We start from the raw sequence: 13920 nt of genomic DNA, 5'->3' as shown, positions 1-13920 counted from the left end.
CATGGCTGGGTGCCCACTCCTACAATCGCGCGCTGAGCTCCTCACCATGCAAGCTCCCAAGATTGACTTGTCTTCGCTGCGCTTTCTTGTGGCCGATGATAGCCGTTTCATGCGGCGCCTGATCAGCCCAGCGCTAAGGGCGTTTGGTGCCAGGCAAATTGCGGAAACGTCATCCGCCCAAGAAACGCTCGACCGCATTCTCCAGAAAGAGACTGACATTGTCTTGCTTGACTGGGAGTTTGGCGACGGAACGGGTGAGTGGATTATGCAGCAGATCCGTCGTCCAGGCCATCCGTCAGCCTATCAAACGGTCATCATGATGTCGGGTCACGACGAGCAAAGCAAGATTTTGCGAGCGCTGGACTTCGGGGTCAATGGCTATGTTGCCAAGCCCGTCGCGCCTGCTCGGCTGTATCTTCAGATCGCGCGCGCCGTGCTTCAACCGAAGCCATTCATTCGAACTCAGACATACTTTGGTCCAGAGAATCCGAGCATCGCGAGACACGCCGCAAACCGTGGGAGCGCAGATTCTGGCGCACCCAAAGCTTCGGCAGCCTCAGTCGATCTTGAGACGTTTGAGATCGTTTAGCGCCGATCGCCGTCTCGCCTCAAACGCCTGAGCGCCTAAACGACCGGGCGGCAAAACACGCGCTGCCAAAGTTAGCAGCGGGCGCATTGCGCGATATCTTGCTCAAGCGCCTTGTGCAAACGCATGCGCGTCCAAGGCCATTGCATGGGACTTATGAGGTGGTCGGAGCGGCGGGATTCGAACCCACGACCTCTCGTCCCCCAGACGAACGCGCTACCGGGCTGCGCTACGCTCCGACGGCAGCGTCAATAGCCCCGCACCGCCCGCAGCGCAAGGCCGTGCGGATGAACCTAAGTTCAAGCTTTGAGAGAGGCGGCGGCCAATGGCACTGTTTGGCGCTTTTGGTGCGTCCGGCGAGGTTGATAAGGGTTGGCGATTGACGCGCCGATCAGACCCCAACTCAAACCGAGCATCATAAAGAACTGCCGCCAGCGATCGGTGTCGATGAACGTTCCAACCAGCATCAGGCCCGTAAAAAGGGCCAGCAGTGGTATCGCAACCGACCGAAAGGGCGGATTGTACAAAACCACTTTGAGAAGGTGAAACGCGGTCAGGAAAACCAGTGTGGTGTAGGCGAAGAACCCCATCCATCCGTGCGCCATTAACGCATTGAGATACACGTTGTGGGGGTCAATCCCGAAGATTTCTTTGAAGCCGAACGCGCCCAGACCCAGCGGATATTCCGGGGCCATAGCGAAACCGCGGACGATCCGGCCGAAGCGGCCAAGCTCTCCCGCATCATAGTTCTGAACCAGACTGGCGCGAACGGTGAAGAGGTCGCCGATTGCCGGCACGGATAGTGCGATTACCACACCGCCGGTGAGCACCGCGATGCCGCAAATTGAAAGTACGATAACCCGCAAGCGTTGCGCCGCACTGTTTGTCAAAACGAAGTGCAAGAGTGTGATGACGCCCGCACAATATGCTGTCAAACCCCAGGCACCGCGCGAAAAGGAAAGCAGAATACCCAGCGTCCCGATCAAAATCACGGTCATCGGAAACAGCCATTTGCTCATGGGCCGCGATAGGATCGCGTAGATCGCGAAAGCGACGCCACCTACCACAAATGGGCCAAAAACGTTTGGATCCTGGAAAGGCCCGCGCGCCCGTCCGTACAACGTGAAAAGCTCAAAAGTACCACCGATATTGAAGTAGCCCATAATGCCGATCAGCGTCGCAAGGATCGCTCCGCACTGCAGCGCGTTCACGACCAAAGCCATTCGAGCCAGCGTGTCGCGATAGACAAAGCACGCCCACAGAAGGCTAGTGGACGCGAGGAACGCGGTAACACTCATTTGAAAAAGCGCCTCACCGAAATCCGGCGCGATCATGACCCCGACAAAGCCGCCAGCCACATAAACGATCAGCAGGGCGAGCGGTAAAATGATCGGCTTGGGAATGGCCATCCCAAACAGGAAAGCGGTGCCAATAGCTGCGATTGCGAGAAATTCGTAGGGCGCTGGCTCAAACAGAACGAAGAAGCTCGAGAACGCCACGATCCACATGAACCCAAGGCCTAGCCATGTAAGCCGTGGATCGACGTTTGATTGTGCAAACTGGGGTGATCGCAGTCGGCCATTGGTGGTCGCGACGGTGCCGGTCAACCGAGACCCACTGATGTCGGTCAATATGCGTTCTCGTTTTTCGTGAGCAGCGCCAGCGGGGTCATGGCTATGATCTGCAGATCGAGAAGAATGGACCAGTTCTCGATGTAGTAGAGGTCATGCTCCACCCGCCGTTCGAATTTCTCCATCGTGTCCATCTCGCCGCGCCAGCCGTTCACTTGTGCCCATCCGGTAATGCCCGGTTTCACCCGGTGGCGCGCGAAATATCCATCAATCACCTTTTCAAACGGTGTGCCGCGCAGATGGCCCTGTACGGCATGCGGCCTTGGTCCAACCAGCGACAGGTCGCCTTTGAAAACCACATTGAACAGTTGCGGCAACTCATCGAGGCTGGTCTTGCGGATGAAGGCACCAAGCGGCGTGACCCGTGGGTCGTCCCGTGTCACGACCCGCGCCGCGTTGGCATCGCACAAGTCATGATACATCGAGCGAAACTTGTAGATTTCGATCGGCTCATTGTTGAAGCCGAAGCGCTTCTGCTTGAACAGGATGGGGCCTTTGCTGGTCAGTTTGACGGCGACGGCCGTCATGAGCATGACGGGCGCTAGGGCGATAAGCATCATAGCGCCGATCACGCGATCGAGCAGCGCCTTTAGGACATGGTCCCAATCGGCGAGGGGGCGATCGAAGACGGCAAAAAACGGCACGTTGCCGATGTAGCTGTAGGCGCGCGGCCGAAAGCGCAGCTTTGTGGTGTGCGCGGACAGCCTGACGTCAATCGGCAAGACCCACAGTTTCCGCACCATGTTCAGCACCCGGCTCTCCGCCGTGACCGGCAAAGTCACGATCACCAAATCGAGTGGTGCGATGCGAGCGAAGGCAACCAGATCGCTCACTGAACCCAGGTTTGGCAGGCCCGCACATGTCTCGTCACTGCGATCGGCACTGCGATCATCAAAGAAGCCCAGCAGGTTCAGGTCGCTTGTCGAGGAAGCGCGAAGAGCTTGGATCAGCTGTTCGGCATCTCCGCCACTGCCGACGATGGCGGCGTGGCGCATCAACCGGCCCTGTTGGGTCCAATGGCTGACAAGCGCAATCAATCCGCTGCGGAAAACCATCAAGGCGAGCAGGCCGATGGAAAAAAACAGTCCGACCCACAAGCGGCTGACATCATCACCCAGATTGGAGAAGAACCCGACCGCGAGCATCGCACCAAACAGAGCTGTCCAACCTGCGACAAGCCGCAAGCCCTGGTAGCCAACGGACCGCATTCCGTAGGGCGTGTACAAACCGAGAATCTGGAAGATGATAATGCTTGCGGTCGCGATCCCGGCGATGATCGCAGCGTATGCGCCCGAAAAGCCAAGTTCGGCCTGCAGATATCCGAGGTAAAGCGCACAGCCCACAAGCAGAATGACAAACCATTCGACCATGCGGACGATGCCGGCCAGGATGACTGGAGAGAAGGACTTTCCTTCAAGGGTCGCTGCGAGCTCGCGTGCTCGGTCTGAAAGCGTTTCCATGGCCGAAGCCTTGGACGCTGAAGCGCCGTTTCCGGCAGCGTCCAAACTGGCAGCTTTCAATTCCTCGCGGACAATCTGGCCGGAGCTCAGCAGCATGTCACCCACAATCCCTTTGGCCCTGAGAGATGTTTAGCCCTAGCAGCCAAATCTTTGCAGTGGATTTAAGCGAACTGGTGAACGAGCCGTTTTCGATCGCTCAACTGGTCGTTAACGCCCGGTAACTTTGTGCGATCTGGTCGACCATCCGGTCGACATGGAAGTTCGTTGCCACGTGCTCGTATCGCGCCTGCAGCGCGTTGTGCCTTGCTTCGTCTAAAGGCAGCAGATCAGCGCGCATCGCTTCGGCCAGAGCGTACGCGCTTTCAGGTTCGATCAGTTCCGTCCGGGTCGGCCCGAAAATCTCCCCGATGCCGCCAACATTGGTCGCAACGACGCGCTTGCCCGCAGCAATGGCCTCCATGACGATGTACGGCAACGACTCGGCCCGTGAGGGAACTACAATCGTGTTGGTTGCCTCGAACGCCTCGCGAACCGGTCGCCGCCCGACGAAATCTACCTGGTGATCGACACCGAGCCTTTCGGCAAGGCTCCTGTAATGATCAAGCATCGGCCCATCACCGAGCATCAGTACGCGGGCTGGGCGATCGTCCGGCGATCGCACGATCGTCAGCGCTTGTAAAAGAAGATCAACGCCCTTGATGGCGCGCATCTCCCCGACGAACGCGAAGTCATACTGTGGGTTGGTCAGGGTGAGCGGTTTGCCGGCAAACTCCTTTTGCCCAAGGCCGTTAAAAATGACCCGCGACCGGCCTGTCGGGGCGCCGATCTTGGTAGCGTATCCCAATTCACTGTAACGGCTTTCAAACAGAAACTGGTCACACAGTGGCAGCAGGAACTTTTCTCCCAGCAGATAAAGTGCGCCGGGCATGGCATCCCACGTGTAGTGCAGCGATCCACCATGTGGGGTGTAAAACGCCTTGGCTGGCCGTCGCCAGGCACCCATTCGCGCATAGAGCCCACCCTTAGCGCTATGACCATGAACGATGTCGGGTTTTAGCTCGTGCACGATCTTCCGGCACGCGCGGATACCGCTGAAGTCGCTGCTACCAGGAAGTCGCGGTATGTCGAGAAGGTGAACGCCCAACGAGAGCCGCGGCGCAAATCGTTCGAGGGTCTCGCGGACATAGTCCGTTGCGCGCAGAGAATCGACCACGATTCCCAGTTCAAAGCCTCGTTCAAGTAAGCCGTCCGTCAGGTCGAGAATATGACGCCATAGCCCACCGACGGGCGCCCGCGTGATCAGCAGTACGCGCAGCGGGCGCTCTTCATTGGGGGGCGAAGGTGATGCATCACTCACAGCCAACGTTCACCAACAGTGATGACGTCGGCTGGTCTGATGGGTTCATCAAGGCCAATGCGCCCGGTGTGCACGCGTCCATTGATTGTCCGTGTGATTTTGACGCCGTTACGCGATGCGCGCGGTGTAAACCCGCCGGCAATTGCGATCGCACTGCGCGCCGTCATACCAGCAACGTAAGGAAACTGACCGGCATCTCCGACCTCGCCAAGGACGAAGACCGGGCGATATGTTGAGACTTCAACACTGACGTCGGGTGCACGTAAGAAACCGTTACGCAGAGCGGCCGTAATTGATTGATCGAGTTCATCTGTTGTCAGGCCGCGCGCTGGGATTTCGCCGACCAGCGGCATGGAGATCATGCCGGCAACATCAACGGTGTACGTTTCGCTTAAGCTTGGTTGTTCGAACACCGTTATGCGCAGGGCGTCGCCCGAATCGAGCATGTAGGGTTGAGCCAGCAAGGCGTTGAACGCTTCCGGTCGTGGACCTGTGGCGCAACCGGCAACGACCAGTGCAGCTGCAAGCACACCAAGCCTTGCGAGGGCCAGCCGCGCCCGAAGGACCGTTTCAAGACCACGAATACCAAACCGGATCATCGGGAACCCAACCTACTGATTGACGCGCGAGCCGTGTTGACCTGTCTGGTCCAACGCGGCGCGCCTAACGAGCATTTGCGCCCGTTTGTGAACGATCAAGGTTAATCAACCGTTTTCTGCGGAGGCGGACGTTACGGCAGGCTGACGACATAGATCTGCCGAAAAGAGCGGGTCTTGTGCACCACTGTGGCGGACAAAGGCTCGTGCGATTGGCAGCTGCGGCGCTCAAATTAACGGCTTGCTTACCATGCTTGCTTACCGTTCGGGCAGCAGTCGTGGCCCTTGAGCCTATGGAGTAAAGCGTTGGCGTCCCCCCACAGCAATCAACCACCAGCAGAAATCAACGTCGCTTATCTGTTGGCGTGTTTGTGGTCCGCCAAGTTTGCGGTTTTGCTGTTCGTGGCGATCGTCACCGGCCTTACATACCTGTTTACGCAGATTGCAGAGCCCCAATATGAGGCCGAAGCACAGTTGCTCATCGAAACTCAGGAAACCGCGTTTACGCGTCCTGAGGTCGAAGATGCGCTGAATATTCAGCAGCTCGATGAACGCGATATCGCCAGCGAAGTGCAGGTCCTGCGCTCGCGCGATGTGGCGTTGCAGGTCATTGATCAGCTCGGGCTTGCCGACTTGGAAGAGTTCGATCCGGTTCTGGAAGGGGTCTCTCTGGTCAAGTCGGTCATGGTTCTACTCGGCCTTTCGGAAGACCCCTTGCGTCTGTCCCAGGCTGAGCGGGTCTATCAGGAGTTCGATGACGGGCTAAGCGTCTACAACATACCCGACTCACGCGTTGTGGTTGTCGTTTACGAGAGTTCCGATCCCGAGTTGTCGGCACGCATTATCAATACTCTGATCGATACCTATCAGGCGACACAACGGGCGGCTCAGGTGACAACGACCCGCTCCGCAACTGACTTTCTCGAAACGGAAATCAACCAGTTGCGCCAGCAGGTTGCTGATGCCGAGGCGGCTGTGGCGCGTTTCCGGTCGAGTTCGGGACTGTTTCTGGGCCCGAACAACACAACCCTTTCTGCCCAGCAGCTTTCTGAGACGAGCAGTGAACTAACCCGTGCGCGTTCCGATCAGTCCGAAGCGCGATCGCGCGCGCAGGAAATCCGTTCACTGATCGCATCGCAAGGTACACAGATCGCGCTGCCACAGGAGTTCTCAACCGCGCTGACCGAGCGGCTGCAGGAGGAGCAGGCACAAATTCGCTCAAACATTGCTGAGCTCTCAGCCACGCTGTTGCCCGGACATCCGCGGATCCGGGAACTGAATGCTCAGTCGGGAGACCTGGGGACTCAGCTCCGGGACGAAGCTAGCCGGATCGCCCAGCGTTTTGATAATGCAGCGCAAGTCGCAGAGGCGCGGGCGCAGGCTCTGGAAGATCAGCTGGCGCAATTATCAGCGGAAGCCGCGCGCGTTGCAGACGCGGAAGTTGAGTTGCGTGCGCTGGAGCGTGAGGCCGCTGCCCAGCGCGACTTGCTGCAAAGCTATCTCGTGCGTTTTCGTGAGGCTGCCACCCGCGACGAGCCATCGCTTCTGCCAACAAATGCTCGCGTCATTCAGACCGCTCAAATCGAGCGAGAGGCCGTGTTCCCGCGCACGATGCCGATGATCATGATCGCATTTGCTGGCAGCTTCGCTTTTGCCCTTCTCGGCGTTACCAGCCACGCTATTTTGTCCGGTGCGGTCCGCGAAGACCCTGTTGATGCTTACGAGCAGCAGCCTCCCTACGAATCTGCCGTATCCCCGGCGCCTCGTGCGAACCAATTTGAAGGCCCGGCGCCAACACGCGACGTATCTGAGCTCCAATTTTCAAACCAACTGGAGCTATCAGATTCGCTCGAGGACCCCGCGCCCCGAGCAGAAGCCGACCGGACCGCTCAGCGTATCGCAGCCGCAGCCGCCGGTGCAAGGCGTACCCGCCCGTCGAGCCCGGTTCAACCCGTCGCCGCGCCTGCCGTACCCAGCGCGATGACGATCGACCCGGATACGGCGTCAGCCGATATCGCTCGTCCGCTTGTATCTGAGCTTCAGACGCCACCCGGACCGCCAGCCTCCGTTCCCGCAACCTATGCACTTGCGGACCCATCGGATTGTCGGCGTTTGTTCTCACATCTTCGGACGATTGGTTTGGGTGCTGAGGATGGTCTTCGCACCACTGTAGGTGCAGCAGACACCAGTCACACCGCAGGTGAAATAGCCCTTCGGCTTGCACGCGCGACCGCGCAGGCTGGGCGATCGGTAGTGATGATCGATTGTGTCGGCGACTTGCGCGCGTTGGGCATGGGTCCGAATGGTCCGGGGTTCCAGGAGCTCGTTACGGGTTCTGTCGCCTTTGATGCAGCCTTGCATAAAGACCCCAAAAGCTCGCTGCACATCGTGCCGGGCGGCTTCACGCTCGCTGATCGGGACATGATCGCGGACGACGCCGCGGACCTGGTTTTCTCGGCCTTTGCATCGAGCTATGACAGCGTCATCGTCAATGCTGGGCGCGATGCACAGCTGTTACTTGAGTGTGCTCGTATCAATGATTGCATGGTGCTGGGCGGTCGGGCCAACCGGGTCGCAGCGCTTGCTCAGACACTCTCAGCGCTCGTACCTGAAGATCGTATGATCGCGGTTCAGATGCCGCAGCCGACACCATCACCTTTTACGGTCAGCCCTGCAGCCGCGCAATGATGAAGCGGGCTTGCCGCGCAAAACGCGCGATGAGGGGATTGCTTAGCAACGCGCTGCGAGTGATGGATTGTGCCCTGTTTATGAAGCCAATGATCCAACCGCGTGCCGTTATCCGCCGTTCAATTGAGTAGAGCGGGATCGTATCGGTCCATGATTGTTTGTACCGGTGATCTCCAAAACCGAGGTCAAAAAACGCGCTACCTTCTCCCGCAAGGCGCTTCATGAGATTGTACAGCATGACGTCGCCCGGGCTGCGCCCGGCGATGTGCGGCGCCGATGACATGGAATGGACCGCGCCGGATGCGTGCCCCTGAAAGTGCCCGAGCGCGAAGACGGCTGCTACCTCTTCGCCTACAAAGAGCCGATAAACGTCCAGCGACCCACTACCGGTTTTCACACTCTGAGCGCCTAGTGCCCGCAAGAAACTGCGGTCCTTTGCATGATCGAAACGGTTGAACATTTTCAGCGCGTCAAAACGCTGCTTCTTCTGGGCGAAGAAGGTTGAAAGCGCCTCGTCCACATCGTCGACGGTATCCGCCTTGTCCAAACGGATTGGACCGATTGTCTCCAGCGCGCGCATTTTGCTGCGCAGTTTCTTCATGAAGGGTTTGCCGCGCCGCGCGAGCGCAAAGGCGTCGAAATCTGCAGGCAGGCCGATACCAAAGACTGCGTCGCTACAGCGGCTCGCATCGCCGCCGAGCAGCAAATTCTCAGTATCCCCGAAGGATTGTGCCATGCATCCAAGCGAAAGAAAGTCGCCCGCTGAAGCAAGGCGCAGATGTCTCGTCAGATCATCGACAAAACCATCCTTCACCCAGGCGATCATAGAATCTCGCAGGTCGGGGTGCCGGTGGGTTAGCGGTATCCGGATGTTAGCGTGGTGCCCACCGATAGGTTCGATTTGCACGATGCCCGCCAGGGTTTGCCGCGCGTGAAGGGGTAAAAGCAACGCAGGGGACGCACCGATTTTGGCAACCACGATTACCGGAAAGTTGTTTGGTTCATCGAAGCAGTCCAGCCAAGTCTTGCACCAATCATAGGATTGATAAATTGAGCCGTGTGCATGCTCCTCAAAGGAGCGCCACACCTCTTTGGCGTCACTTAGATCGGTGAAGACCTCGATGGTTCGCGCCGCGGTTTGCGCACGGTGCTCCGTTGGAACGTTTTCCCTTAGCGGTTTGTCCGCAATGGCCGACCTTTCGGCACGCTGTAATGCGCCAGCGGCGGGTGCGAGAAGCGACATGGGGGGCTAAGGCTCGAGCGAATGAACGTTTTATTTGCTTTAGCAGGAATTGCTCAGCCAGGGGTTAAGTCGAAACAAAGGTTCGGTGCTTAGTTAATTGCCAGCTTATATTAACTGCGGATTTTCTTCATGACTTCAGCGCGTATCAAGCTGATGCAGGGTGGTCTGAAAACCCTGCACACGCTTAAGGTTCATACGGTGATGCGTCCGTTCTCCGAAGGCCTGGGCATGATCGTGACCCTTCACCGCGTGCGGCCTACTGCGGAGCGGATCGACGCGCTTGGAGCGTATCCGGAGTTCGACCCCAATGGTCTGCTGGAGATAACACCGGAGTTCCTCGATGAGGCACTAAAAGCCCTCAAGTTATCTGGCCTCTCAATCGTCAGCTTCGATGAGATGATTGATGCGGTTCGCTCGACCAGCCTTCGGAAGGGCCGGGTAGCCGCCATTACGTTCGATGATGGCTATATTGATAATCAGCAGCACGCGCTCCCTGTCCTTGAAGCCCACAACGCTCCCGCGATGATCTACATGCCGTCCGACTATCCGCAAGGTCGTGGCGAGTTATGGTGGGTCGCGATTGAACAGATCATTCGGCGGACCGAGAGCTTGCTCTTCCCGCATGTGCCCGAGAAGGGACCGCAGCAAACGCGTACCTCCGAGGAAAAGCTGTCATTCTATCTTGAGCTGTACTGGCATCTGCGTGCAGTGGATCAGGACCATCAGCGCAGCCTTGTGCGCGAAATGTGCGCTGATCAGGGCTTCGATATGTTCGACCTGTGCCGCCAGCTGATTGTTGACGAACCAGGTCTCAAACAGTTGCATGCGCATCCGCTGATCTCCATTGGCGCGCACACCATGTCCCACAGGGCTATTGCGGCTTTATCGCCAGACGACGCGCTAGCTGAGATGTCCGGTGGAGCTGACTGGTTGGAAGGCGCCCTCGGTGCACGACCAAAGCATTTTGCTTTCCCTTATGGTGATTCTGGTTCTGCCGGACCACGAGACTTTGCACTCGCGCAGCAGGCGGGCTTCGAAAGCGCCGTGACCACGCGCAAGGGCATGATCTATCGCGAACATCGAGACAGCCTGTTCGGTTTGCCTCGGGTCAGCCTCAACGGCAACTTTCAGGATCGGCGCTACCTGGAAGTGTTTGCTTCCGGTGCACCCTTCCTGCTTGCCAACCGCCTGCGCAAAGTCGCCTGAACGTTGCTACTCCACCGGATCCGGCTTGAGCATCCACTTGATGATCAAGAACGCGGGAAATGCCCATAAGCAGCCGGTGCCAAGGTAGTAGATCAGTTCAAAAGAACGAGATGCGTCTTCCAGCAGCCGGACGCCCAAGGCCATTGCGGCGAATGCCCAAAAGATTATGAAGGCAACCAAGCCAATCGTGCCGACCATCTTTCGTGCGCGCATTTTCAGCGCCATAGCGGTCTCCTGGGGTTTACCGGCCTGTCATCTGACTTAGAGCAGATAACGCCCTGCCGAGACCGTGCAAGCGCCGAAGTCCTTTATATTGGGTACAGCGTCGTGCGGCACGGGGCCGCAAAGCGCAGACTATGCAAATTTCTGCGCTTTCGCGCTATACAGTGCCAGGAAATTAGCCTGACACTTGAGAGAAAAATGGCTGTGTTATCTGACGCCAATGCCAACGTCGATCACCGTTCGACCGCAGAGGCAGATCGCTACAAACCGGTGCGTCGCTGGCTGTGGAGTGTGGCCGCCTTGGTGCTGCTCATGGTCGCTGTTGGTGGTGCGACGCGGCTGACGGATTCAGGGCTTTCCATAACGGAATGGCGGCCGATTACGGGGACCATCCCGCCACTTTCCATGAAAGCGTGGGAAGCGGAATTGGAAAAGTACCGCCAGATCCCTGAGTATCAGCGGATCAATCGCGGCATGTCGATGGCCGAGTTCCAGTTCATTTATTGGTGGGAGTGGGGTCACCGGTTCCTGGGACGCGTTATCGGCTTGGCGTTTGTGCTTCCGCTGGTCTATTTCGCTGTCCGCAAGGCTCTTCCGCCGCGCTCGATGCCGAAGCTTTTGGGTCTTTTGGCCTTGGGCGGTCTGCAAGGTTTCATCGGCTGGTGGATGGTGGCATCCGGCCTCACCGAACGTGTCGACGTCAGCCAGTACCGGCTTGGCGTGCATCTTACGATGGCCGCGATAATCCTGGCGAGCATCGCATGGGTGGCGCAGTCCCTTAAGCCGCTTGATCCTGCGCTTGCCGAGCGGCGGGCCTCACCTGCTTTCGGCGCTGTCACGAGCATTATCCTGTCGTTATTTGTGCTTGTGCAAATTTTCCTTGGTGCGCTTGTCGCTGGCGTCGATGCTGGGCTGACCTACACCACTTGGCCGCTCATGGATGGCAACTTCATCCCGCCGGTCGCAAAATTGCTGATCCAAGATCCATGGTTCGCGAACTTTGGCGAAAACCCACTGACCGTCCAATGGGTGCATCGGATGGGCGCATACGGTTTGCTCGCGTTCGCACTCTTCCATGCGTGGCGAATGTCACGGCATGCAAGCGATACACGTGACGCCAGGATGGCTCGTATGCTCGCCGTGATCATCGCGATGCAGGGGGTCATAGGGATCGTGACACTTCTGACCCAGGTTGAGGTAGAGTGGGCGCTACTGCATCAGTTCTGGGCCTTTATGATCTTGACCGTTACGGTTCTTCACGTTGCTCGTCTACGCGGCGTCGGTCTTGTTCTCGACCCTGTGCCGGCAAACGCAAAAAAGCCAGCGCCAGGTTCGTCCGGCGCCGGCTTGATGATTGATGAAGGACGCGCTGCTTAACCCAGCGCCTGTTCCAGATCAGCGATGATGTCCGCCGCATCCTCGATGCCGACCGAGATGCGAACGGTGTCCGGGCTGGCGCCAGCCGCGGTCTTCTGCTCATCGGACAGCTGAGAGTGTGTGGTGGATGACGGGTGAATGACCAGCGAACGCGTGTCGCCAATATTGGCGAGGTGCGAGAACAGCTTAAGACCCTCAACCAGCTTCACGCCTGCCTCGTGTCCGCCCTTCAACCCGAAGGTGAAAACGGCGCCGCCGCCATTGGGCGAGTATTTTTCCTGAAGAGGTTTGTATTTGTCACCCTCAAGTGCGGCGTACGACACCCATGCCACCTTGTCATGGCCTTGCAGATAGCGCGCAACCGCCAAGGCGTTATCGCAATGGCGCTGCATCCGTAGGGGCAGGGTTTCAAGACCGGTCGCGATCAGGAACGAGTTGAACGGCGAGATGGCTGGGCCGAGATCACGAAGGCCCAGAACCCGGCATGCGATGGCGAACGCCATACCACCCAAGGCCTCGTGAAGCTTGACGCCGTGATATTCGTCGAGAGCTTCTGAGAGCTTGGGGTATTTGTCGGACGCGGACCAATCGAAATTCCCCCCGTCGACAATGATGCCGCCCATGGAATTGCCATGGCCTCCGATGAATTTCGTTAATGAATGGATAACGATGTTTGCGCCGTGCTTGATCGGCTGCACCAGGTAGGGGGAGGCCATCGTGTTGTCGGCGATCAAGGGAATCCCGGCTTTCTGAGCAACTGCTGCAATCGCTTCGATATCGGTGATCACGCCGCCGGGATTGGCGATCGATTCGATGAAGATCGCTTTTGTCTTTGGCGTGATCGCAGCCTCAAAGGAGCTGATGTCGTCGGGGTCTGCCCAGACGACGTTCCAACCAAAGCTTTTGAAGGAGTGGTTGAACTGGTTGATCGACCCACCGTAGAGCTTACGCGCGGCGACGAATTCATCGCCCGGCTGCAGCATGGTGTGGAAGACCAGCATCTGCGCGGAATGACCGGATGCAACGGCGAGAGCGGCCGTGCCGCCCTCAAGTGCAGCCACGCGCTGTTCAAGCACGTCCTGGGTCGGGTTCATGATCCGCGTGTAAATGTTCCCGAAAGCGCGCAGACCGAACAGATTGGCCGCATGTTCGGTATCCTCGAACACAAAGCTCGTGGTCTGGTAGATGGGTGTCGCACGCGCTCCGGTCGTGGGGTCCGGCTGAGCCCCCGCATGGACCGCAAGCGTGTTGAACCTGTGGGATTGATCGGTCATGATTTAGCTCCGAAAGCGGGCAGAAGCCCTGGTATGGTGGAAGTGTTCTGAAAATCGAATAAACGTTCTTTATATAGAACGACTGAATGCGTCAACGGTCAGCAATGGCCACTATAAATTTGCGGTAATATATTACCAATATCGTATCACATTGAAATATAAGTAAAATTTAGGTTGCATTGCGATTGACGCGTTGTCGCGCGTTGCGTATACACCGTCCGGCTGACGCCATGGCGTCAAACGTTTTCACACCGACTTATCATGATGAGACCGCCCGCGA

Annotated in this window: 11 protein-coding genes and 1 tRNA gene; 4 read left to right on the top strand and 8 right to left on the bottom strand. The window is 57.9% G+C overall.

The window, feature by feature from the left end; all coding sequences use genetic code 11:
• Window positions 1-46 precede the first annotated feature (46 nt).
• Window positions 47-589 (top strand): response regulator, encoded by a 543-nt coding sequence (locus tag AAF739_13870; protein MEM6383755.1) that lies wholly within the window; start codon window positions 47-49, stop codon window positions 587-589.
• Window positions 590-748: 159 nt separating this feature from the next.
• Here AAF739_13870 and AAF739_13865 read toward each other — a convergent pair.
• The 5 genes from AAF739_13865 to AAF739_13845 all read right to left on the bottom strand — a co-directional run bounded on the left by AAF739_13865 (window position 749) and on the right by AAF739_13845 (window position 5633).
• Window positions 749-825: transfer RNA gene (locus AAF739_13865), tRNA-Pro, on the bottom strand.
• Window positions 826-885: 60 nt separating this feature from the next.
• Complete coding sequence (locus tag AAF739_13860; protein ID MEM6383754.1) at window positions 886-2217, bottom strand: hypothetical protein; 1332 nt, start codon at window positions 2215-2217, stop codon at window positions 886-888.
• A complete protein-coding gene (locus AAF739_13855) occupies window positions 2214-3773 on the bottom strand; it encodes an undecaprenyl-phosphate glucose phosphotransferase (GenBank protein MEM6383753.1) in 1560 nt (519 codons plus the stop codon). Before AAF739_13855 ends, AAF739_13860 begins: the two co-directional genes overlap by 4 nt.
• 100 nt (window positions 3774-3873) lie before the next feature.
• Window positions 3874-5034, bottom strand: a complete 1161-nt coding sequence (locus AAF739_13850) for a glycosyltransferase (protein MEM6383752.1) — start codon at window positions 5032-5034, stop codon at window positions 3874-3876.
• Window positions 5031-5633 carry a polysaccharide biosynthesis/export family protein gene (locus AAF739_13845; GenBank protein MEM6383751.1) on the bottom strand — a complete coding sequence of 201 codons (603 nt, stop codon included), beginning with the start codon at window positions 5631-5633 and terminating at the stop codon, window positions 5031-5033. Before AAF739_13845 ends, AAF739_13850 begins: the two co-directional genes overlap by 4 nt.
• Window positions 5634-5936: 303 nt before the next feature.
• On the opposite strand from AAF739_13845, the gene AAF739_13840 reads away from it, so the two are divergent.
• Entirely contained in the window at window positions 5937-8318 is a 2382-nt protein-coding gene (locus AAF739_13840) for an exopolysaccharide transport family protein (GenBank protein ID MEM6383750.1), read from the top strand.
• Here AAF739_13840 and AAF739_13835 read toward each other — a convergent pair.
• Window positions 8296-9561 (bottom strand): GNAT family N-acetyltransferase, encoded by a 1266-nt coding sequence (locus AAF739_13835; GenBank protein ID MEM6383749.1) that lies wholly within the window; start codon window positions 9559-9561, stop codon window positions 8296-8298. The genes AAF739_13840 and AAF739_13835 overlap by 23 nt on opposite strands.
• A gap of 129 nt (window positions 9562-9690) precedes the next feature.
• On the opposite strand from AAF739_13835, the gene AAF739_13830 reads away from it, so the two are divergent.
• Window positions 9691-10767 (top strand): polysaccharide deacetylase family protein, encoded by a 1077-nt coding sequence (locus AAF739_13830; protein MEM6383748.1) that lies wholly within the window; start codon window positions 9691-9693, stop codon window positions 10765-10767.
• 6 nt (window positions 10768-10773) lie between these two features.
• Here the strand turns inward: AAF739_13830 and AAF739_13825 are convergent, their stop codons facing one another.
• Entirely contained in the window at window positions 10774-10992 is a 219-nt protein-coding gene (locus tag AAF739_13825) for a DUF2842 domain-containing protein (protein MEM6383747.1), read from the bottom strand.
• Window positions 10993-11187: 195 nt separating this feature from the next.
• On the opposite strand from AAF739_13825, the gene AAF739_13820 reads away from it, so the two are divergent.
• Window positions 11188-12366, top strand: coding sequence for a COX15/CtaA family protein (locus AAF739_13820; GenBank protein ID MEM6383746.1), 1179 nt, complete (start codon window positions 11188-11190; stop codon window positions 12364-12366).
• Here the strand turns inward: AAF739_13820 and AAF739_13815 are convergent.
• Entirely contained in the window at window positions 12363-13640 is a 1278-nt protein-coding gene (locus tag AAF739_13815) for an O-acetylhomoserine aminocarboxypropyltransferase (GenBank protein MEM6383745.1), read from the bottom strand. The genes AAF739_13820 and AAF739_13815 overlap by 4 nt on opposite strands.
• Window positions 13641-13920 lie beyond the last annotated feature (280 nt).

The sequence above is a fragment of the Pseudomonadota bacterium genome (assembly GCA_039024915.1).
Classification (GTDB): Bacteria; Pseudomonadota; Alphaproteobacteria; order Rhizobiales; family MH13; genus MH13.
This window is presented reverse-complemented; position numbering and strand designations above follow the sequence as displayed.

Coding starts and splice junctions, on each gene's coding strand:
- AAF739_13825 (MEM6383747.1), bottom strand. CDS start 10,992: ATGGCGCTGAAAATGCGCGCACGAAAGATGGTCGGCACGATTGGCTTG.
- AAF739_13870 (MEM6383755.1), top strand. CDS start 47: ATGCAAGCTCCCAAGATTGACTTGTCTTCGCTGCGCTTTCTTGTGGCC.
- AAF739_13845 (MEM6383751.1), bottom strand. CDS start 5,633: ATGATCCGGTTTGGTATTCGTGGTCTTGAAACGGTCCTTCGGGCGCGG.
- AAF739_13835 (MEM6383749.1), bottom strand. CDS start 9,561: ATGTCGCTTCTCGCACCCGCCGCTGGCGCATTACAGCGTGCCGAAAGG.
- AAF739_13815 (MEM6383745.1), bottom strand. CDS start 13,640: ATGACCGATCAATCCCACAGGTTCAACACGCTTGCGGTCCATGCGGGG.
- AAF739_13820 (MEM6383746.1), top strand. CDS start 11,188: ATGGCTGTGTTATCTGACGCCAATGCCAACGTCGATCACCGTTCGACC.
- AAF739_13830 (MEM6383748.1), top strand. CDS start 9,691: ATGACTTCAGCGCGTATCAAGCTGATGCAGGGTGGTCTGAAAACCCTG.
- AAF739_13855 (MEM6383753.1), bottom strand. CDS start 3,773: ATGCTGCTGAGCTCCGGCCAGATTGTCCGCGAGGAATTGAAAGCTGCC.